Source organism: Mycolicibacterium brumae (assembly GCF_025215495.1).
Taxonomy (GTDB): Bacteria; Actinomycetota; Actinomycetes; order Mycobacteriales; family Mycobacteriaceae; genus Mycobacterium; species Mycobacterium brumae.
The window spans coordinates 2,952,206-2,971,335 of record NZ_CP104302.1; the positions used below are offsets into that span (position 1 = coordinate 2,952,206).

Below are 19,130 nucleotides of genomic sequence, written 5' to 3' on the forward strand. Positions count from 1 at the left end.
CTGAGTCATATTAGAAAATATAAATTGTCAGATAGCCCACACTCCCGGATCCGACGCGGTGTCGGCGCCGGTGCACGCCCACTGAAAGGAAAATGACAATGGCGACGACCCTCACCCTGGACCAGATGGAAGAGCTGCTGGCCGCCCACGAGGAAGCCGAGTTCAACGTCGACCTGGAAGGCACCATGGCCACCCTGGTCGACAACCCGGTCTACGAACTGCCCGCGTTGAACTACTACATCGAAGGCGATGAAGCGGTGCGGGAGACCTACCGCCGCTTCCTCAAAGGCGGCGCGGACCGCAACATCTGGGCGGAGAAGCGCACCCACGCCATCGCCCCGAACAGCCTGTGTCGCGAGGCCTACGTGTACGTCGACCTCAACGACGGCAGCCGGGTCACCGGCCGCTACAGCGTGATCATGGATTTCGAGGGCACCAAGATTTCCGGCGAGCGGATGTTCATGGACGCCACCTTCGCCAAGGCCTGCCATGAGATCTTCGGCGAGGACTTCATCGATGTCCCCGGTGTGGAGTGGCTCAGCGAGAAGAGCCCGGCCCCGATGCCGCGGTTGGATCGCGCAGCGGTGCACGCCGCCCGGCCGAAGCACTAGATTCACACCGCGACAACGGTTTCCGACCCTGAAGGCGCTGGGGCGCTCGGCAGCGCGCCCCAGCGCCTTCGGCATTTCCCACAGAATCCATTCCCACAGACACTTTGCCACCCACAGAAAGAGGAACGCTCATGGGCGAAATCATGATCATCGCCACCTTCCCGACACTCACCGACGAGAACCGCGGCGAGTTCACCAAGCGCGCCGACGAGGCGATCGCGCTGGCTCAGAACGAGCCGGGCACCATGCGCTACGACTGGCACTTCCCCGAGGACAAATCCCGCTGGGTCGTCGTCGAGCAGTACATCGACTCCGACGCGGTGCTGGCGCACCTCGCCAACCAGGGCGCGGGCATCGCCGGGCTGGCCAAGCTGGCCGGCGGGCTCAACCTGCAGGTCTTCGGTGATCTGTCGCCGCAGCTGGCGCAGGCGCTGCAGGCCGCCGCTCCCCCGGTCTACAGCAGGTTCGCCGGCAAGTAGCCAACAAAAGGGCCTCCGAGTCGGGCGTGATCGCGCCGGCCTCGGAGGCCCTTCTGCTGTCTCCGCTGTCGCTAAACCTCCCCCTCGACGGTCGGTTCCAGCTTCGACTCAGCTCCGCAGGCTCCGCTGAGCCTCGCTAAACCTCCAGCACGATCCGCCCGCGGAGGCCACCCTTCTCCAGGATCCGCTGCGCGTCGGCGGCCTGGTCGATCGGCATGGTCGCGGCCAGCCGGACGGTGAGCACTCCGTCCTCGACCTGCCGGCGCAGCTGGTCCAGCGCCGCCTGGTTGCGGGCGTACTTCGGGACGAAGATCACCTCATAGCTGACGTTGCGGTCGTTGGGCCGACTGAATCCGCGCACCGTGGCGATGGACCCGCCGTCGCGCACGGCCGGTTCGAGCAGTTCGTTGACCACCGCGGCGTCCACCGCGCCGTGCGCGCCGTCGGGCAGCAGCGCCCGCACCCGTTCTGCGAACCCCCGGCCGCGGCGCAGCACCACGTCGGCGCCGAGCTTCTTGACCAGTGCCTCGTCGTCGGTGGACGCGTCGGCGACGACGTGCAGCCCGTCGTGTTTGGCCAACTGGATGACGTAGCCGCCGAGCAGCCCGGCCGCGCCCGTGACGGCCACGGTCTCACCGGGTTTCAGATTGAGGGTGTCCAGCGCCAGCCGGGCGGTCAGCCCGTTCATCGGGATGGTCGCGGCCTCGGCGACGCTGCGGCCGGCGGGGATTCGGGCGACCGACTCGGCGGGAACGATGACCTGCTCGGCGTAGGCGCCCATCGACCCACGCGGAATGACCACGGCCATCACCACATCACCGACCTGCAGGTCCGTCTCGGTGCCCGGGCCGATCTGCTCGATGACGCCCGCGGCGTCCATGCCGGGGACGTACGGCGGCGCCTCGGCCAGCGGCGCGGCGCTGGAGCCGACCCGCATGGCGATGTCGACGGGGTTGACCGAGGCGGCCAGCACCTTGAGGCGGATCTCACCCTGCTGGGCGTCCGCGCGCTGCGGCAGGTCGAGGATCTGCATGACCTCGGCTCCGCCTCGTTCGGCGAATCCAACGGCTTTCACATTTGTCTCCTTACTTTCAGGGCAGCGGAACATACGGCGGCGGACCATCGCGGTCGTCGCACAGTTCCGCAACCGCGGTGTCCACAACAAAATTGGCTTGTGCCTCGGTCCAGCCATACGGCGGGTGAAGTTGGGAGTTCCACACGCCCTGGGTGGCCCACTGTTTCGGCGGGAACCCGCGCTTGCGCAGTTCGCAGACCGCGTAGCCCATTTCCTTGAGCTCGAATTCGCCACGGACGGTGTTGATTCCGGCTTCGTTGAGCTTGCGGATGTAGGAGGCGCCGTCGGCGTGCGCGACGCCGATGCCGACGGCGCCGGAGGCCAGGCCGGCGCCGAGCACGGCCCCGGTCAGCAAGACCGCTGCGCGGGCGGGTCGCATTACTGGCCCGTCACCTGGCCGATGCCGCCGACGTCGGTGATTTTCCAGTCGTTGGCGGGATCGATGGTGACCGCGTAGGTGGCGGTGGACTGCAGGTTCTCCGCCGCCTGGATGGTCTTGGTCATCACGCTGACGAAGGCGTCGACGATGTACACGCCGTCCTGGTGCGAACGGACCTTGGCGGCGATGGGGGTGGCGGAGGAGGACCATTCCAGCGGCAGCAGGATCTGCTCCATCGCGGTGGAGGCTTCGGTCAGCTTCTTGCCGAGTTCGTCGCTGGTGCCCTCCACCAGTGCCCGCTTCCACGGCCCGAGGTCCTTGTAGTCCATGACCGCGGCGCGCACGGCGTAGTCGAGTGCGATCTGCTCGGCGCGGGTGCCCTCACCGGTCTGCTGGACCTGCGCCGCAGCGCCGCGCTGGGCGCCGATGTACAGCCAGGTCATCACCGCGAGCCCGGCGACCAGGGCGAGGATCAGCGCGCCCACGCCCAGGGATCGCACCGACAGCGAGACGCTGCGGCCCTTCCGGGCGGCGGGGGCGGCCTCGGGTTCGTCGAGGGAGGACGCCGGTTCGTCCACGGCGGCGTCGTCGATCGGCTCGTCGCCGTCGATCAGGTCGATATCGTCCTGCAGCGTTGTGGCGCTCATGGTTTCACCGCTCTCCTGTTGGTGTGGTCGTGCTCATCAGCGGCCTCCCGGCGGGAGGCTCACGTGCAATTCGATGGCCCCGTCCGGGGGCACCGCGGCCAGCAGATTCGTCAGGATCTGGCTGCTGTCGACGTTGCTCAGCGCGCTGGCGATGGCCTGCACGTTCGCGGTCAGCGGCTCCATCAGCACCCGCAGATCGGCGCCGCGGTCATCGAGCAGTTGCTGCAGGCGCTGCATGAACTTGCCGAATATGTAGACGTCGCCGGGCATGTCGTTGCGCAGCGGGAAACGCATGGCGCCGTCCCACACCCGCTTCAGCAACGGCCCGCTGGCCTTGAGGTGCGGCGCGGCATCGGCCAGCATCGTCCCGACGAAGCCGGCGTTCTCCAGCAGGCTCTGCAGATTCTCCAGCGCCTGCTTGCCCTGCCCGTTGAGACCGGATGTGGTGTTGTGCAACACCTTTCCGGCGCGCTCCAGGTTCGGCAGCACCGTGAACGGGTCCGGCAGCGCGGCGTCGGCCTGGTTGACCACGTTCTGCAACTGACCCGGGTCCAGCTGGCGCAGGGTGCGGACCACCGTCGCGCCGAGCTCGGAAATCGACCCCGGAGCGACGATTGAATCGGCGGCGATCAGCTGGCCGTCGGCGAACAGCGGGCCGTCGGCGCTGCGCGGTTCGATCTCCAGGTAGGACTCCCCCAACGCGGAGAGGTTCTCCAGCCGGATGACGCTGTCGGCCGGCACCGGGTAGGCGTTGTCCAGGTAGAAGTGGATGGTGGCATTCGCAACCGAGGACTCGATGCGGTCGACCTTGCCGATCGGGACGCCGCGCAGCAACACATTCGAGCCGGGGACCAGGTTGTTCACGTCGGCCACGTCCATGGCGAGGTTTGTCCGATGTTCCGGCGGGCGAACCCGTACGCCGAGATCGGCGACGTAGAACAGGAATCCGGCGATCATGGCGGTGAACGCGAGGAAGACCGCGCCGGCTTTGAGCATCATGGGACCGCTCCCAACATCCGCAGCACCTGTTCGACGTTTCCGGACAGCTCGCGTCCGTCGGGGCCGACGATCGAGGTGATGTTGATCGCCGGGTACTTCTGGTTGGGCAGGTAGAACTCGTTGATGAATCGCCGCCACTGCGGGTACTCGTCCTCCACCACCCGCTTGGCGCCCTTGATCGCCTCCATCGCGTTGGCGCCGGAGGAGAACGTGGGCACCATGTAGAAGCCCTTGCTGTAGATGGTGCCGACCGAGGGCAGCAGGTTGCCGAACTCTCGGGCGATCACTGTGGATCGTTCGAAGCCGCGCACGCCTTCCGGGGTGAACCAGAAGCTCATCTGCGGTTCCCAGTTGCGGGCCACCGTCGAGGTGTCCTGCAGGCTGTTGATCATGATGTCGACGGTGTCGAGGTCGTTCGAGAGCGCGTTGAGGTCGGTGGTGACCTGGGTGACGATGCGGCGCACCTCGTCCTTGGGCGGGGTGATCCGGTTCAGTTTCACCAGGGTGTCCTGGGCGCGTTGGATCGATCCGCTGCCGATGAAGTTCGCCATATTGGCGATGGTGTCCTCCAGTTGCGGCGGGGAGATGGTCTGCGCCAACGGGATCCGTCCGTCGGCGGCCAGCGGCGCGGACGGCTCGGTCAGATCCGCGGGGCGCTCCAGCGCCAGGTAGATGTCGCCGAGGACGGTGGCCTGCTGCAGCACCGCGGTGACGTTCGACGGGACCGCGACGCCCTCGTGGACGCGGGCGGTGACGTCGACGTGGGTTCCGACCTCGCGGACGCCGGTGACCTCGCCGACGGTGGTGCCGTCCATCACCACCTTGGCGCGGTCCGGCAGGTTCAGCACATTGGCGAATTCAGCGACGATGTCGTAGCCGTTGGTCTGGCTGTGGCCGGGCAGCGGCACCGAGTCCACCGTCAGCCAGGACAGGTTGGAACACCCGGTCAGGGCGGTTGCGCAGAGCAGCGCGCCGATCGCCACGGCAATCCGAATCTTCATCGTCGGCGTGTTCATCGTCGCTGCGCCTCCGTCAACACGTACTGCAGCAGTGCGACATCCACCGCGTAGGGCCGACCGGCGATGTCCGCGCAGCTGCCCGGGGCGGCGGAGTTCATCGCGCCGCACGCCAGCAGCCCATTGGCGGTGGGGATGCGGAACAGCGGCGGCCGGTAGGGCAGCACGATGAACGGATGGTTGTTGGCGCGCTTGGCGAATCCGCCTTCGGTGGCGCCGGGCGGTTCGCCGTTGATGCCGCTGAGCCAGCGCGGCACCGGGTTGAGCATGTTGGCGATGCCCTTGTAGTGCGGGCTGGCGATGCGCAGCAGTTCGCTGACGGCGTCGAGCGCGGTCTGCATCTCCGGGCCGAGTTCGGTTTCGATGTCGGTGACGATGGTGATGACATCGGCGACCGGAATGTCGAATTCGTAGGCGCCGGCCAGGGTGTCGACGATGTTGGGTGAGATCACCGGCAGCGCTTCGACCATGGTCTTCAGGTCGCCGCGGTTGTCGCGGAGCATCGATGTCAGCTGCGCGATATTGCGGGTGATCTCCCCCATCTGGGCGATCGCCTGGTCGGGGTTGTCCAGCAGCGCCGAGGAGCGGCTCATCAACTGGTTGAGCCGCGGTCCCTGGTCGGTCATCGCGGCGTCGATGCCGGCCAGCGCGTCGGCGATATTGGTGGAGCCGTCCGGGTTGATGGCGTTGACGAAGTCGTTGGCGGAGCCGATGACCTGGGCGATGCTCAGCGGGGTGGAGGTCCGGTTGAGCGGGATGCATTGCCCGGGCTGGAGTTTGGGCCCCTCGGTGTAGTTGCCGACGAGTTCCAGGGATCGGTCGGCGAGGATCGACGGCGAACGGGTGACCGCACGCACCTCGGCGGGGACCGGCCGGGTCTCCTCGAGGGTGAAGACGACCTTGACGTCGGTGGCGCCCGGCTCGATGCGGCGCACCTCCCCGACCGGGTAGCCCATCTGGGTGACGTGGTTGCCGAGGTAGAGCCCGACGCTGTCGGTCATCATCGCGCAGTACTCTTGCGCGGCGTTCGGCGTCGAGCCGCCGCAGGAGGTGACGCCGAGGGCGAGGGCGGCGGCCAGCGCGGCGGTGGCGGCGCGGCGGCGGGGGGCCCTGGTACGGGCGGCGCGGGTACGGGGCGCGCGCATCAGCAGATCCGTCCCTCGACCGGGAAGCACAGGTCGGTGGCGAGCAATTGCGGTGGGGTGCCGGCGTTCTGGGCGTCCAGGGTGCGTTGCATGGCGCCGCGGATTCCGCGCAGCCAGCGGACGGTCACGCCATTGCGGTCGGCCAGGGACTGGAACTCGCCGAGCACGCCGCGGACCCGGTTGATGAAGTCTTGGCGGTGCTCGAAGTAGAACGGGATGAGCGGGAAGATCTTGTCGACGACCTTGCCGAGGCCGACCAGCGAGCCGGCGAACCCGTCGCCGTAGAGCACCAGTGTCTGCTCCAGGATGGCGATCCGGGTGATCAGGTATTCGATGAGTTCCCGGTTGTCGAGCATGGTGGAGATGTACTCGTTGGACATCGACAGGATGCTGGTCAGCTGGCCGCGCTGGCGTTCCAGGACCTGGCTGACGCTGTCACCGGCGTCGATGATCTTGGCCAGGATCTGGGAGTTCTCCCCCGCCAGCCCGGACTGCAGCTGGTCCAGGGATTCCTTGACCGGTCGGGTGGAGACGTTGTCGGTGATCTTGGTGGCGTCCGACAGGGTGCGAATCAGGCTGTAGGGCATGGTGACTCGCTGCACCGGGATGGGTTGGCGGCCCAGTTCCCGGTCGCCGAGCGGCAGCAGGGTGACGAAGTAGCCGCCGACCACGGTGAGCATCCGGACTTCGACCTGGGTCTGATCGCCGATGAACACGTCGTCGTCGACGGTGAGGTCGACGCGGACCTGCTCGGGCTCCAGGGACACCTTCTTCACGGTTCCGACGTTGATGCCGGCCACCCGAACGGTGTCTCCGGCGGCGATGGAGGCGGCGTCGTCGGTGAAGAAGGTGACCTGCTGGCGGTTGGGTGGCGCGATGTACACCCAGGCGACGACCACGGCGATGATCGAGGCCAGGGCGATGGTGGCGACGCCCCACCACAGCGGTTCGCGCAGGGCGCGGCCTACTGGTTGCATATGACCACCTTGCGTCCGTTGAGCAGCACGTCCATCGGCAGCGGGAGTTCGGCGGGGCCGTTGGAGCAGGGGGCCGGCTCGCCCTCGACCGGCGGCGCCGGGATGTTCTCCCAGACCACGGGAACGCGCTTCATCCCGTCGATCTCGTTGTAGACATTGGTGATCGCCTTGTCGAAGGCTTTCTCGGGATCCCAACCGGGCACATACCCGGGCTCGGTCCAGGGTCCACTGTCCAAGCCCATCCCAATGAGCAGCCGGTCGACCTCAGAGGTGAACTCCGGGCCGTACATTGCGGATTTGCGGAACTCGTCGAGCACCGTCATCGCCGAGTCCACCACGATTCTCACCTGGGTGAGGATCTTCGGCAGTTCGGCCGATCGGCCGTTGACGCCGTTGGCGACCACCTGCAGGTTGCCCAGGATCGTGGAGATGACGGCCTCCCGGTCCGAGACCAGGCCGGTGAGCCGCTTGATGCTGTCGAGCATCGGGCCCAGGCCCTCACCGTCGCCGGCGAGGAAGGTCGCGACGTTGTCGGTGAAGGTGTTGATCTCGGTGGGGTCCAGGGTGGCCAGCACCGGCTGCAGCCCGTTGAACAGCACAGTGACGTCGAAGGACGGGATGGTCATATCGGCGGGGATGGCGGTGATCTGGTCCGGGGCGTCGCCGGCTGCGGCGTCGGCGACGTCGAGGTAGCGCAGTCCGGTCAGCGCCTGGAATTTGACCGCCACCGTGCTGGTGGGCGCGACGCTGTAGTTCTTGTCCATGGTGAACGCGACGTTGGCGACGGTCTGCCCGCCGTCCCGGTTGAGTTCCAGGGACTGCACCTTGCCGACCCGAACTCCGCGGACGCGCACGTCGGCGCCTTCGTGCAGGCCGGAGACGTCCGTGAATTCGGCTGTCAGGGTCCGGGTTTCGGCGTCGACGGGTTGCCGGATGACGTTGGACAGCACCACCAGCAGCAGCCCGCTGACCACCACCGCGATGGCGAACTTCACCAGCGCGCCGATGTTCTTCTTCATCGAGTTCATTGCGGTTCTCCCAGCATGATTCCCATCGGGGCCGCGACACCGGGTAGCTGGTCGAGCATGATGCGGACCTGCAGCGCGCGCTGGTCCCCGGAGCCGGCGTACATCCGCTCCAGCCGGGAGCGCAGCTCGCCGAGTTTGTCGCCGAGGTCTTCGGGCTCCACCAGGCGCGGGACGACGTCGGCCATCACCCGCACGTTGTCCAGCAGCGGGAACAGGTCGTAGGTGTGTGAGCCCTCCAGGTCGCCCATCTTGGAGAACAGGTCCAGCCGCGCGCCTTCGAACCAGGCCCGGAAGCGGCCGAAGATGAACTTGTCCGGGTCGGTGGCCAGGGTGTCGCTGGCCTCGTTGTAGTAGTCGAGTTTGAGTTTGTCGTAGTACTTCAGGTACGGGTTCTCGGCTCGCGCCTGCTCCGGGTCGAAGTGCACACCGGAGGCGTTCCAGATGTAGCTGTGTCCGAGGGTCAGCACCGCGTCCATCGCCGACGGCAGGCTGACGGTGATGGCGGTGGCGTTGCGCAGCAGCTGCTCGGTGGGCACGGTCTGCACGTCGGCCACCGCGGTGGACACCTGAATCATGGTCTCGAACATGGGATTGAGCGCGTCGGTGTAGCGGGTGGCGCGGTCCATCACGCTGACCAACTGCGGGGTGACCACGTTCTGGGTGAGTTCGCCGAGGCGGTACAGCAGGGTCTGCAGGGTGAGGTTGCCGGCGGTCTGCACGTTGATCAGCGACCCGTTGTCCAGGGGTGAGCCGTGGTCGGCGGGGATCAGGTTCACGCCGGTGACGCCGAAGTAGTTGGCCGGCCGGAAGTCGATGCCGACGCCGTCGGTCAGTCCCTTGGTGGGCGCGGACTCCAGTTCGACGTCGAGGCGGACCCGGTCGCCGTCGACCCGAGAGACCTGGGTGACTTGGCCGACCTCGACGCCGTGCATGATCACGGCGGTGCCGTCGGCGACGCCCTGGCCGACGAACGGGGTTTCGATGGCGACCGCGATGGTGTCCTTGGCGGGCTTGCCGGACGGGCTGAGCACGATGGTGTAGACCAGCGCGGCGACGCCGACGACGGCGACGAACCCGGCGCCGATGGCGGTGAAGATGCGGTCCTGGCGTTTCTCACTGACGCGGAGCAGCGTTGTCATCAGCGCGCCCCTAACCCGTGAACACGAACGTCGGTTGCAGGCCCCACAGCGTGACGGTGAGACCGAAATTGAGCACCATGATGGCGACGAGGCTGGCGCGGACCGCGCGGCCCGAGGCCACCCCGACGCCGACCGGTCCGCCGGAGGCGAAATAGCCGTAGTAGCAATGGATGATGGTGACCGCCGCGCAGAAGACGGTGGCCTTCAAGGTGGAGTACAGCAGGTCCGTCGGGGACAGGAACTGCACGAAGTAGTGCTGGTAGGTGCCCTGGGCGGCGCCGTAGAACTCGGTGATCATGGCGTTGGTGACGAAGAAGCTGACCAGCAGGGTCAGCGCGAAGCCGGGGATGACGATCAGCAGGCCGCCGATGAACCGGGTGCCGACGACGTAGGGCAGCGCGCGCAGTCCCATGGCCTCGGTGGCGTCGATCTCCTCGGCGATGCGCATGGCACCGATCTCTGCGGTCATCCGGCAGCCGGCCTGGGAGGCGAACGCGATGCCGGCGACCAGCGGGGCCATCTCGCGGACATTGGCCAGCCCGCCGACGATGCCCGACAGCGCGCCGAATCCCAACAGGTTCAACGTCGCCCACGCTTCGATGGCGATGGACGCGCCGATCGCGACGCCGAGGATCAGCAGTACGCTGATCACGCCGCCGTCGACGACCAGGGAGCCGCGCCCGAAGGACAGGCTGACCATCCGGGCCAGGATCTCGCGGCGGTAGTGCTTGATGGTGACCGGGACGTAGTACAGCACCTGCCCGACGAACAGCAGCGCGCCGCCGATGGTGTGCAGTTGTTTCCCGACGGCCTCGGCGGGGCGTTCGATGAAGCGGAACTGGTCGAAGTATTTCGACGGCTTGGCGGAGCTCGGCAGGTCCTCGATCATGGCTAGGCCACCGCCATCGGGAAGAACATGGTCTGGATCTGGGTGATGATCAGGTTGGCGATGACGATGCCGACCACGTTGAGCACGACGGCGGCATTCACCGCGTCGGCGACCCCACGCGGACCACCCTTGGCCTCAACGCCTTTCAGCGACGAGACGATGCCGACGATGCCGGCGAAGACGACGGCCTTGCCGACGGCGAACCAGACGTCGACCATCTTGGCGAACGCGCCGAAGGAGGCCCAGAAGCTGCCGCTGGTGACGTCGCTGACGGTGACGGCGAGGATGAACGAGGCGATGACCGCGGAGGCGAGGATGACGGCCATCAACACCGGGGCCAGCAGGATGAGCGCGACGAAGCGGGGCACCACCAGCGCTCGGACCGGGTCGACGCCCATCACGCGGTAGGCGTCGAGTTCCTCGCGGATGGCCCGGGCGCCGAGGTCGGAGGCGATGGCCGAGGCCGCGGCGCCGCCCATCAGCAGGCCGGCGGTCAGCGGGGCGCCCTGGCGGACGACGCCGACGCCGCTGGCCGCGCCGACGATGGAGGCCGCGCCGATTTGGTTGATCAGGCCGGAGGACTGCACGGCGACCATGCCGCCGAACGGGATGGCCATCAGCAGGGCGGGCATGGCGGTGACCTTGTAGAGCGCCCAGCACTGGTGGATGGTCTCCCCCAGCGGGAACCGCAGGGTGGCGATGTCTCTGACGATGTTCTTGATGACCGCGGCGAACATGAAGATGGCGCGGCCGACGGTCTTGGTGCTTTCGACGGGTGTGGTGACCAGTCGGTTCTTGACCGGCTTCAGCATCCGCGCGCCGAGCTGCCCCGGGGCAGTCGCGGCGCGGTGCGATCCGCGGGTCGTCGTTGTCATCAGTTTGCTGACCGTTCCTGTTCAAGGCCGTGCGAGGTGATGCTCGAGGGCTGAGGTCGGGCCGCCGAGCTATTGGACTGTGATGGCCGTCTCACCGGCTTTTTGCATCGTACATCGCGGCGTTGTCAGATTGTCAATGGTTTGCCGATAATGGAACTGCGTGGCAGAAATCCGGTTCCGCCACGCAACTCGATTTCATGACCAGGAGATACGCGTCCGGTGCGTGGACTGGGGTGGATTTCGTCCGCGCAATCCGTTTCGGGCCCTTAGGCCCACCGGACACCTCGATCGGGGCACGGTGATGCCGCCTCGGACTCGGGGACGGACCCGGCCGAGGCGGCGCGGCCACGCCGGTCGACGGCCGGCGACTTGCGGCTACAGAAGTTTGCTAGGACACGGCACCGATTTCGCGACGCCGGACTCCTCCCCTTTTCCTCAGTCGCCCGCCAGCACGATGACGGTGGTCGCGTTGCCAGTGACGGGATTGGTCATGGCGTGGGCGCCGTAGCGGTTGTAGGAGCAATCCGGAATGGTGTCCCAGCCGAACAGCGTGGCGCCGTGGATGGCGCGGGACATGGCGTCGTCGCGCTCCGGCCCGGAGTAGCCCGACAGCAGCTTGGCCTTGGCCGCCGGGTAGCCGAGCTTCTGCAGCGCCGGCATCGGGTCATCCATGGGCTGGAACCGCGCGATCTTCTGCGCGTAGTCCTGGGTCTCCCGGTTGGCGATCTCGGCCAGGCCGTCGAGCACCGGATCCTGCTGCAGCGCAGGGCAATTCCCGCGCTTGGACGCGACCGCGCCACGAAGGTCGTCGGTGGCGTCGGCCGCCGCGGCGGGCGCGAGGGCCAATGTCGCGGCGCCGAGCATGACCGCGAGGGCCGTGGTTGTGCGATTCAGCACTCCACCACCTCCTCCTCGGTCGACGATCGTCCCGTCAGTAGGAGTATATAGATCGCTCTAGTTTGCGCAAGGGTGGAAGTGCGAGTGGCCCGGCTGCGCGGCAAGGGTGTGCGCATTCACCGCTGCTCTGAGTGGTGAATACCGCACAGCACTGCGGTGTCGTACCGTTAGTCCACTGTCCCAAAGGACGGATCCAACTTGCGGAGGTGGGTATGACGACCACGGACACCTCCAATGACCTGCGGTTCGGAGTCCCCCTCTACACGCTGACTGACGCTTCCCGCTACCTGCTGGTCCCGCGATCGACCCTGGAAACGTGGGCCCGGGGATACGAACGCCACCCAACTGCGAGGCCCGTCCACAGCGGTCCACCGATCATCACGGCGTTCGCCCGGTCAGACACGCGCGGTTCAGCCGAACTCCCGTTCGTTGGCATCGCAGAGGCGTACGTGCTCAGCGCGTTCCGCCGAGCAGGCGTCCCGATGCAACGAATTCGCCCATCCATCGACTGGCTGATCAAGAACGTGGGTCCCCATGCCCTAGCGTCGCGGGATCTGTTCACCGATGGCGTCGAGGTTCTCTGGCAGTTTGCCGAGCGTCAGGGTCCGAACAGCACCGACGGCAAGGTCGTGCAGCACCTGATTGCGCCGCGGCTGGGTCAGTACGTGTTCAAAGACATCGTCCAGCACTATCTGCAGAACATCAGATTCGACATGGATGAGTACGCCAGTTCGATTCGTCTGCCCCAGTACGGGGATGCCGAGGTCGTGCTAGACCCGTACCGCGGATTCGGCCATCCAATCTTCTCGGGAAGCGGCGTCAAGGTAGAGGATGCAGTCGGTCGCTTGAGGGCAGGCGAAACCATCGAATCGGTGGCGGAAGACTTCGACATCCCCGAAGGGGACCTTCGTGACGCCCTCGACATCCTCGCGGTCTGACCCACCCGACCCCGATCCCCCATTTCCCCATGTCTTCATTGACCGGAGCCTCGGCCGGCTGATCGTCCCGAGAATTCTTCGAGCACATGGAGTTTCGCTGACAACCCTGAGCGAGCATTACGGCGAGGCAGCAGGCCAAACGGTCATCGACACGGATTGGATTCGGCTGACCGCTGAACGCGGATGGGTCGGATTCCACAAGGATGCCGCCATCAGCCGCAACGACGCGGAACGCGATGCCGTGATGGAATCCGCGGCTCGGATGTTTTGCATCCCGAGAGCCGACATCACCGGCGAAGACTCAGCCCAGCGCTTCATACGCAATCTTGAAGCCATCCGGCTGGCGGCCCAGTCGGATGGCCCTTTCATCTACAAGGTGCTGGCGCACCACATTGAGCGGCTGTACTGATCGGCGGAACTGCGCTCAGCTGATCAGCTCCCGAATGTCGTCGGCGGTCAGCGCCGAACCGAAGACGGCGCCATCGTCGATCACCGCGTTGAACAGCGCGGCCTTGCGCTTGTTCAGCGCGACCACCTTCTCTTCGATGGTGTCGCGGGCAATCAGCCGGTACACCATGACATTTCGGGTCTGCCCGATGCGGTGGGTGCGGTCCACGGCCTGGGCTTCCACGGCCGGGTTCCACCACGGATCGAGCAGGAAGCAGTAGTCGGCCTCGGTGAGGTTCAGCCCGAACCCGCCGGCCTTGAGGCTGATCAGGAACGCCGGGGCGGCGCCGTCCTTGAACGTGGCGATGGCCTTGGCGCGGTCCCGAGTGCGACCGTCGAGATAGCAGTACTCGATGCCCTCGGCGTCGAGTCGGTCGCGCACCTGGCCGAGGAATCGGGTGAACTGGCTGAACACCAGCGCACGATGGCCGCCGCGGACGACGTCGACCATCTGCTCGATCAGCACCTCGATCTTGGCGCTCGGGATATTCGCCGCGGCCGGGTCCACCAGGGCGGGGTGCAGCGCGAGTTGGCGCATCGTCGTCAACGACTTCAAGATGGTGAACCGATTGCGCTGCATGTCGTCGAGCAGGCCCAGCACCTTCTGCCGCTCGCGCTGCAGCCGCTTGTCGTAGGCCGCTCGGTGCCGCGGGGCCAGGTCGACCTCCACGAGCTGCTCCTGCTTGGCGGGCAGCTCGGCGGCCACCAGTTCCTTGGTGCGGCGCAACATCAGCGGCTTGATCCGCCGTCGCAGCAACCCGAGGCGGTCGGTGTCGCGGGTCCGCTCAATGGTTTTGGCGAAGTAGTCGGCGAACGCCTTGTGGTCCGGGAACAACCCGGGCGCGGTGATCGACATCAGCGACCACAGCTCCATCAGGTTGTTCTCCATCGGGGTGCCGGTGATCGCCAGTTTCGTCGGCGCGGCCAGTCTTCGCGCGCACTGATAGGTCTTGGCCTGCCGGTTCTTCACGTACTGCGCCTCGTCCAGGATCAGCGCGGACCACGGCTGCTTGTCGTGTTCGTCGAAGTCCAGCCGGAACAGGGTGTAGGAGGTGATGACGACGTCCGCGCCGGCGATCCGCTCCGCGAATTCAACGCCGGACTTGGCCGCGGTGTCGGCGAGCACGACGGCGTTCAGGTGCGGCGCGAACCGGGCGATCTCCGCGGCCCAGTTCGACATCACGCTCGCGGGGGCCACCACCAGGAACGGCGCGCCGCCCGGATCCTGTTGGCGGGCGTGACAGATCAGCGTGATGGCCTGCACGGTCTTGCCCAGCCCCATGTCGTCGGCCAAGATGCCGCCGAGACCGTGCGCGTGCAGCGTGGCCAGCCAGGCGAATCCGTCGCGCTGATAGGGGCGCAACTCGGCCCGCACGGTGTCGGGGACCTCGACGGGCGCCGGCGCGCCCAGCGCCCGCAGACCCTCCACCTGACGCTTCCACTCGCGGGCCTGGCGAACCACCACGCCGAGCTCGGCGAGCTCGTCGAACAGGTCGGCCTGGAACCGGGTGATCCGCGGCGCGCCGGTGGCGTGCGGGTCATCGTCGGTGAGCGCGCGGGCCTCCACGATGAGGTCACGCAGCCGGCCGAACTCCGGCTTCGCCAGCGAGAAGTACGCGCCGTCGGGCAGCAGCAGGTATTCCTGGCCGGCGGCGAGGGCGGTGAACACCTGGGCGAACGGCACGGTGCGGCCCTCGACGGTGATGGTGACGCCGAGGTCGAACCAGTCGGTCTCCCCCTTCACCGCGGTGGTCTTGACGCCGATGACCAGTGATTCGCCGGCCTCCCGGTAGTCCGCGGGGGTGCCGGTGACCTCGACGATGACGTCGGGCTCATCGGCCAGCAGCGGCATCAGCTCCTCGGTGAACCGCATGGTGTCCATGCCGATCAGGCGCATACGTGGCGCCAGGGAGCCGTCGACGTGCCGAATCCCGAAGCGCTCCAGAGGAACGTCGAGTCCTATCGCGAGGCGCCGCTCCGCGTCGCGGTCGCGATAGCCGTCGTCGACGCCGCCGATGGAGCAGCGGATCTCGGTGTCGCCGATGCGGTACATCCACTCGCAGGTCACCTCCAGACCGTGAGCCTTGAGGTAGTCCGCGCGCAGCACGAGAATCGGTCCGGTGATCTCGGGCACCTCGAACGAGCCGTCCGATGAGGTGACCGGGCAGATACTGCGCAGCCGTGGGTAGTACTCGGCGGCGAAGCTCGCCGCCTCTTCGGCCGGCACCGAGATCGAATACCCACGAAGCACCATGTTCTGCAAGGACTCCGCGGCACCGGAGGGCAGCCGGGCCAACCGCAAGCCGGAATCGTCGAGGTAGGCGACGCCGTGGCCGAAGGATCCGATGAAGCCTTTGGCGGTGTGACGGACGCCGTCGATGTCGAGGACGGGTTCGACGGTGAGATCGCCGTTGCCGTCGGCGGTGACGTCCAGCGCCAGGGTGGCGAGCCCGGGAGCGGGCAGTTCGTCGCCGGCGCGGGTCCGCAGTAGTTTCACGCCGGTGCGCCGAATGTCGTCGAGCAGCGGCCACAGTTGCGGAGAATCGATGCGGGACAGGGCAATCGACTTCACCGCGCCGTAGTCGTACATCGAATAGACCGAGGTGGCGCTCGCCTTGTGCAGGGCGTACAGGGTGCGCAGCGCGTCGACCTGTTGCCGGTCCCCGCCGCGGTAGCGCAGGGTTTCGAGGTTGTTCCAGGTGGCGTCGCTGTTCACCCATCCGCCGCGGGCGCCCGGGCGCAGCAGGCGGGCCTCCAGGGTGAACCCAGGGCCGGGCGCGGAGGCGAACTCGATCGCCACCGGAGTTGCCTCGGAGCCGCCCGCGGTGGCCGCGGGCGGCAGCAATGCGCCCAGCGCGCCCCGCCAGCTGTGCGTCGCATGCGCCTCGGCGGCCTGCTCGGCGATGACGAGCAGCGCCGCGACGTGCTTGCAGTCGAACTGCATCGGGCAGCTGCACCGGCCGGAGTTGAGCCGCCACAGGTCGTCGCGCCAGCGGACCAGCCCCACCCGGGTGTTGTAGACGCGTCCGTGGTTGCCGAGGACGGTTCCGGACAGAGTCCCCGATCCGGGGTTCCATTCGCAGCGCAGCACCCGCTCGGACGCGGCGTAGGCGGCCCCGCGACCGAAGGTTTCCAGCCCGAGAAGTTCCTCGGCTTCGTCGATGTCGATGACGGGCGGATCGACCATCGCGGCGATGGGAGACATGGCCGTCAGGATAGGCGCCGACTCCGACAACTCGACCGACGCGCGCCGGGGAATCCCGCAGGTTGGGACTGGTGTTGCGGGTGGGGCCCAGGGGCCCCGGGCGGACGCCTGTCTGCTGGAGCCGGTCGACTCGACTGGGCGCACCGCGATCCGTTCGATCGGATGTTGGCCGCGCAGTCGATGATCCACTCCATGCCCCTCATCACCGGCGACCCCGCATTCAGCGGCCTCGCCGGAGTACGCACCCTCTGGTGACTCCGGGCCCGGCGACGCCAGTCCACATCCGCATGTTCGTATCGTCTTTGCGAGGATGGCAGCATGTCGCACGCCCTGGCTGACGCGGTCCTGCCGCTGATTCGCACCACCGCCGACCTGCACCGTTACCGCGCCGCCAATCAGCACGGCGGCCAGATGCACAACGCGATCGACATCCTCGAATCGGCCATTCCGTCGACCGATGCGACCGAGGTCTACACGGTCACCCACAAGGCCCTGGCCAGCGCGATCACCGTAATCGCGCGCGCTGACGACTCCGCGGGGATCATCGGCGACGCGTGCCGGCGACTTTTGGCGCTGCACCCGACGACGGCCATCGCCGCCGCCGTGCCGCCGGGGAAGCTCGTCGACTGGATGGTGAAGTTCCAGTTCGACGGCAAGGTCGACTACTTCGAACTGGACCCGGTCGCCTATGCCCCGGCTCTCGGCGACGCCGGCATAGCGGCCTACCGCGCCAGGCTCGACGAGCTTCGCGCAAGCCTGAGCGCTGAACCCGCCGAACCGTTCCACCCCGACCCGGACCTGCACAAGCGGTGGGTGCTGGAGTGGAACGACAAGCGACTGGCAGTGCTCGACCACGACATCGCCGCCATCATCCGCACGCACGCCCGTGACCGCCGTGTCGCCGCCTGGTTCGTGGACACCGCCAAGGCATTCGCCGAGATCGGCGAGATCGACCTGGCTATCGACTGGGCCGCCCAGGGCGTCGACATCGGCCCGTGGCACCAATCACTGCAGGCGGCCGGCTACTGGTGCGGACTACTCGCCGAACACCGCCCCGCCGACGAACTCGACGCTCGGCTGACCGTCTTCCGGCGATGGCCCTCGTCGTCGACCGCAGCGCAGCTACACAGATCGGCGAGCGCGCAATGGCCGGGGTACGCCGATGAAGTGATGGACACGCTGTCCCAAACGCCAAGGGAAGCAGTGTTGTTCACTCTCTTGACGCTGAAGGACCCGCGACAGGCGTGGGACCTGGCGCAGCGCCTGTCCCTCGACAGCGACGACGTCTGGGCCGAGCTGATCAAGTCCTACGACAAGATCGATCCCGCCGCGACACTGCCCATCCACCGCCGTCTCGTCGAGCAGCAACTCATTGAGGCCGACGCCCGGCACTACCGGGCCGCCGCTCGACGGCTGGCGAAGATGCGCAAACTCGCGGCCGGAACCGATCACTCTGCAGAGGTCGACGAGTTCATCGCCGACCTGCGAGAGTCCCACCGTCGGCGTCCTCGACTGCAGCAGGAGTTCGATCGCGCCGGGCTGCCCTGAACGGAGGCGATCCTGGACGCGGCTCGATCGCGGGAGTTCAATTGCAGGCGGGAGATCAATCCCACCGACCGCCAAGGACGGGGGCGTCATGCCCTTCAGCGTTCCGACCTCGATGCTGAAATCGCAGCGGTGCTGCTAAAATACATGCATGGTTGCGGTGACGATCAGGGACGTACCGGAAAGCGTCCGCGATGAGCTGGCCAGCCGTGCGGCGCTCGCAGGGAAGTCGCTGCAGGAGTACCTGCGCGCGCTACTGGTGGAGACCTCGGACAAGCCCAGCCTTGAAGAGGTGCTGCGTCGCGCCCGGGCGCGGGTCACCGCGACGGGATCGCGGGTCGATTCGGCCGCCACGTTGGCAGCACGCGACGCTGACCGGAGATGACCAGACCGGCTTTGGTCTGTGACGCCTCGGCGGTCGTCAGCGCGCTCGTCGACTCCGGCCCCGACGGCGCATGGGCTGCGGAACATCTGGCCGGCAGTCACTTGTTCGCGCCCGCGCAGATGCCCTTCGAATGCGCCAACATCCTGCGTCGCCACGAGCAGGCAGGCCTGATCAGCGCCGATCAAGCCATCCAGGCCCACGTCGACCTCCTCGCATTGCCGGTCGAACTCTGGCCATACGAGGCGGTCGCCACGCGCGTCTGGCAACTACGCGCGAATCTCACGTGCTACGACGCGGCCTACGTCGCGCTGGCCGAAGCAATCGACGCCGTCTTGGTGACGATTGACCGACGGATCGTTAGAGCGCCCGGCCTATCGTGTGCCGTCTCAACACCGCCGACATAGCGCGGGAGCCCCCTCGTCGCACCGACCGCCGACAAGCGTTCGACGCCGGC

At 67.2% G+C, this 19,130-nt stretch carries 20 protein-coding genes; 7 read left to right on the forward strand and 13 right to left on the reverse strand.

Features of this window, described 5'->3' with window-relative positions; all coding sequences use genetic code 11:
• The first annotated feature begins 98 nt into the window (after positions 1 to 98).
• Together L2Z93_RS14375 and L2Z93_RS14380 are read left to right on the forward strand one after the other, a co-directional pair.
• Positions 99 to 611, forward strand: a complete 513-nt coding sequence (locus L2Z93_RS14375) for a hypothetical protein (RefSeq protein ID WP_090590516.1) — start codon at positions 99 to 101, stop codon at positions 609 to 611.
• Between the two features lie 131 nt (positions 612 to 742).
• Entirely contained in the window at positions 743 to 1,090 is a 348-nt protein-coding gene (locus L2Z93_RS14380; protein WP_090590519.1) for a putative quinol monooxygenase, read from the forward strand.
• A 136-nt stretch (positions 1,091 to 1,226) separates the two neighbouring features.
• Here the strand turns inward: L2Z93_RS14380 and L2Z93_RS14385 are convergent, their stop codons facing one another.
• The 12 genes from L2Z93_RS14385 to L2Z93_RS14440 form a co-directional block, all read right to left on the reverse strand.
• Positions 1,227 to 2,165 carry an NADP-dependent oxidoreductase gene (locus tag L2Z93_RS14385; protein WP_090590522.1) on the reverse strand — a complete coding sequence of 313 codons (939 nt, stop codon included), beginning with the start codon at positions 2,163 to 2,165 and terminating at the stop codon, positions 1,227 to 1,229.
• Positions 2,166 to 2,181: 16 nt separating this feature from the next.
• Entirely contained in the window at positions 2,182 to 2,544 is a 363-nt protein-coding gene (locus L2Z93_RS14390; protein ID WP_090590526.1) for a DUF732 domain-containing protein, read from the reverse strand.
• The gene (locus tag L2Z93_RS14395; RefSeq protein ID WP_090590529.1) at positions 2,544 to 3,191 is read right to left on the reverse strand and encodes a hypothetical protein; all 648 of its coding nucleotides are present in this window, start codon (positions 3,189 to 3,191) and stop codon (positions 2,544 to 2,546) included. The genes L2Z93_RS14390 and L2Z93_RS14395 overlap by 1 nt, the downstream gene beginning before the upstream one ends.
• Positions 3,192 to 3,227: 36 nt before the next feature.
• Positions 3,228 to 4,190, reverse strand: coding sequence for an MlaD family protein (locus tag L2Z93_RS14400; RefSeq protein WP_090590533.1), 963 nt, complete (start codon positions 4,188 to 4,190; stop codon positions 3,228 to 3,230).
• Positions 4,187 to 5,191, reverse strand: a complete 1,005-nt coding sequence (locus L2Z93_RS14405) for an MlaD family protein (RefSeq protein WP_090590895.1) — start codon at positions 5,189 to 5,191, stop codon at positions 4,187 to 4,189. Before L2Z93_RS14405 ends, L2Z93_RS14400 begins: the two co-directional genes overlap by 4 nt.
• 11 nt (positions 5,192 to 5,202) lie before the next feature.
• Positions 5,203 to 6,351: an MCE family protein gene (locus L2Z93_RS14410; protein ID WP_090590537.1), complete on the reverse strand. Its 1,149-nt coding sequence runs from the start codon at positions 6,349 to 6,351 to the stop codon at positions 5,203 to 5,205.
• Positions 6,351 to 7,328, reverse strand: coding sequence for an MlaD family protein (locus tag L2Z93_RS14415; RefSeq protein ID WP_090590540.1), 978 nt, complete (start codon positions 7,326 to 7,328; stop codon positions 6,351 to 6,353). Before L2Z93_RS14415 ends, L2Z93_RS14410 begins: the two co-directional genes overlap by 1 nt.
• The gene (locus L2Z93_RS14420) at positions 7,316 to 8,347 is read right to left on the reverse strand and encodes an MlaD family protein (RefSeq protein ID WP_090590899.1); all 1,032 of its coding nucleotides are present in this window, start codon (positions 8,345 to 8,347) and stop codon (positions 7,316 to 7,318) included. The genes L2Z93_RS14415 and L2Z93_RS14420 overlap by 13 nt, the downstream gene beginning before the upstream one ends.
• Before the next feature lie 5 nt (positions 8,348 to 8,352).
• Positions 8,353 to 9,495 (reverse strand): MlaD family protein, encoded by a 1,143-nt coding sequence (locus L2Z93_RS14425; RefSeq protein ID WP_090590544.1) that lies wholly within the window; start codon positions 9,493 to 9,495, stop codon positions 8,353 to 8,355.
• Positions 9,496 to 9,505: 10 nt separating this feature from the next.
• A complete protein-coding gene (locus L2Z93_RS14430) occupies positions 9,506 to 10,384 on the reverse strand; it encodes an ABC transporter permease (RefSeq protein ID WP_090590548.1) in 879 nt (292 codons plus the stop codon).
• A 2-nt stretch (positions 10,385 to 10,386) separates the two neighbouring features.
• Positions 10,387 to 11,196, reverse strand: a complete 810-nt coding sequence (locus tag L2Z93_RS14435) for an MlaE family ABC transporter permease (protein WP_234786193.1) — start codon at positions 11,194 to 11,196, stop codon at positions 10,387 to 10,389.
• Between the two features lie 498 nt (positions 11,197 to 11,694).
• Complete coding sequence (locus L2Z93_RS14440) at positions 11,695 to 12,156, reverse strand: hypothetical protein (protein ID WP_090590556.1); 462 nt, start codon at positions 12,154 to 12,156, stop codon at positions 11,695 to 11,697.
• A gap of 212 nt (positions 12,157 to 12,368) precedes the next feature.
• Between L2Z93_RS14440 and L2Z93_RS14445 the strand changes: the two genes are divergently transcribed.
• Positions 12,369 to 13,094 (forward strand): DUF433 domain-containing protein, encoded by a 726-nt coding sequence (locus L2Z93_RS14445; RefSeq protein WP_090590559.1) that lies wholly within the window; start codon positions 12,369 to 12,371, stop codon positions 13,092 to 13,094.
• A complete protein-coding gene (locus L2Z93_RS14450; RefSeq protein ID WP_162561971.1) occupies positions 13,066 to 13,503 on the forward strand; it encodes a PIN-like domain-containing protein in 438 nt (145 codons plus the stop codon). Before L2Z93_RS14445 ends, L2Z93_RS14450 begins: the two co-directional genes overlap by 29 nt.
• A gap of 15 nt (positions 13,504 to 13,518) precedes the next feature.
• On the opposite strand, the gene L2Z93_RS14455 is transcribed toward L2Z93_RS14450, so the two are convergent.
• A complete protein-coding gene (locus tag L2Z93_RS14455; protein ID WP_234786188.1) occupies positions 13,519 to 16,746 on the reverse strand; it encodes a DEAD/DEAH box helicase in 3,228 nt (1,075 codons plus the stop codon).
• A 318-nt stretch (positions 16,747 to 17,064) separates the two neighbouring features.
• Between L2Z93_RS14455 and L2Z93_RS14460 the strand changes: the two genes are divergently transcribed.
• The 3 genes from L2Z93_RS14460 (at position 17,065) to L2Z93_RS14470 (ending at position 19,080) form a co-directional block, all read left to right on the forward strand.
• Positions 17,065 to 18,294, forward strand: coding sequence for a hypothetical protein (locus tag L2Z93_RS14460; protein ID WP_193438897.1), 1,230 nt, complete (start codon positions 17,065 to 17,067; stop codon positions 18,292 to 18,294).
• A gap of 148 nt (positions 18,295 to 18,442) precedes the next feature.
• On the forward strand, positions 18,443 to 18,676 hold the full coding sequence (locus L2Z93_RS14465) for a FitA-like ribbon-helix-helix domain-containing protein (RefSeq protein ID WP_090590564.1): 234 nt from the start codon (positions 18,443 to 18,445) through the stop codon (positions 18,674 to 18,676).
• Positions 18,673 to 19,080, forward strand: a complete 408-nt coding sequence (locus L2Z93_RS14470; RefSeq protein WP_090590568.1) for a type II toxin-antitoxin system VapC family toxin — start codon at positions 18,673 to 18,675, stop codon at positions 19,078 to 19,080. The genes L2Z93_RS14465 and L2Z93_RS14470 overlap by 4 nt, the downstream gene beginning before the upstream one ends.
• Positions 19,081 to 19,130: the final 50 nt, after the last annotated feature.

Excerpts from the sequence above, each read along its gene's own strand:
- L2Z93_RS14390 (WP_090590526.1), bottom strand. The coding sequence starts at position 2,544 with ATGCGACCCGCCCGCGCAGCGGTCTTGCTGACCGGGGCCGTGCTCGGC.
- L2Z93_RS14410 (WP_090590537.1), bottom strand. The coding sequence starts at position 6,351 with ATGCGCGCGCCCCGTACCCGCGCCGCCCGTACCAGGGCCCCCCGCCGC.
- L2Z93_RS14445 (WP_090590559.1), top strand. The coding sequence starts at position 12,369 with ATGACGACCACGGACACCTCCAATGACCTGCGGTTCGGAGTCCCCCTC.
- L2Z93_RS14455 (WP_234786188.1), bottom strand. The coding sequence starts at position 16,746 with ATGTCTCCCATCGCCGCGATGGTCGATCCGCCCGTCATCGACATCGAC.
- L2Z93_RS14425 (WP_090590544.1), bottom strand. The coding sequence starts at position 9,495 with ATGACAACGCTGCTCCGCGTCAGTGAGAAACGCCAGGACCGCATCTTC.
- L2Z93_RS14465 (WP_090590564.1), top strand. The coding sequence starts at position 18,443 with ATGGTTGCGGTGACGATCAGGGACGTACCGGAAAGCGTCCGCGATGAG.
- L2Z93_RS14400 (WP_090590533.1), bottom strand. The coding sequence starts at position 4,190 with ATGATGCTCAAAGCCGGCGCGGTCTTCCTCGCGTTCACCGCCATGATC.
- L2Z93_RS14470 (WP_090590568.1), top strand. The coding sequence starts at position 18,673 with ATGACCAGACCGGCTTTGGTCTGTGACGCCTCGGCGGTCGTCAGCGCG.
- L2Z93_RS14420 (WP_090590899.1), bottom strand. The coding sequence starts at position 8,347 with ATGAAGAAGAACATCGGCGCGCTGGTGAAGTTCGCCATCGCGGTGGTG.
- L2Z93_RS14395 (WP_090590529.1), bottom strand. The coding sequence starts at position 3,191 with ATGAGCGCCACAACGCTGCAGGACGATATCGACCTGATCGACGGCGAC.
- L2Z93_RS14375 (WP_090590516.1), top strand. The coding sequence starts at position 99 with ATGGCGACGACCCTCACCCTGGACCAGATGGAAGAGCTGCTGGCCGCC.
- L2Z93_RS14380 (WP_090590519.1), top strand. The coding sequence starts at position 743 with ATGGGCGAAATCATGATCATCGCCACCTTCCCGACACTCACCGACGAG.
- L2Z93_RS14405 (WP_090590895.1), bottom strand. The coding sequence starts at position 5,191 with ATGAAGATTCGGATTGCCGTGGCGATCGGCGCGCTGCTCTGCGCAACC.
- L2Z93_RS14415 (WP_090590540.1), bottom strand. The coding sequence starts at position 7,328 with ATGCAACCAGTAGGCCGCGCCCTGCGCGAACCGCTGTGGTGGGGCGTC.
- L2Z93_RS14460 (WP_193438897.1), top strand. The coding sequence starts at position 17,065 with ATGTCGCACGCCCTGGCTGACGCGGTCCTGCCGCTGATTCGCACCACC.
- L2Z93_RS14430 (WP_090590548.1), bottom strand. The coding sequence starts at position 10,384 with ATGATCGAGGACCTGCCGAGCTCCGCCAAGCCGTCGAAATACTTCGAC.
- L2Z93_RS14435 (WP_234786193.1), bottom strand. The coding sequence starts at position 11,196 with ATGCTGAAGCCGGTCAAGAACCGACTGGTCACCACACCCGTCGAAAGC.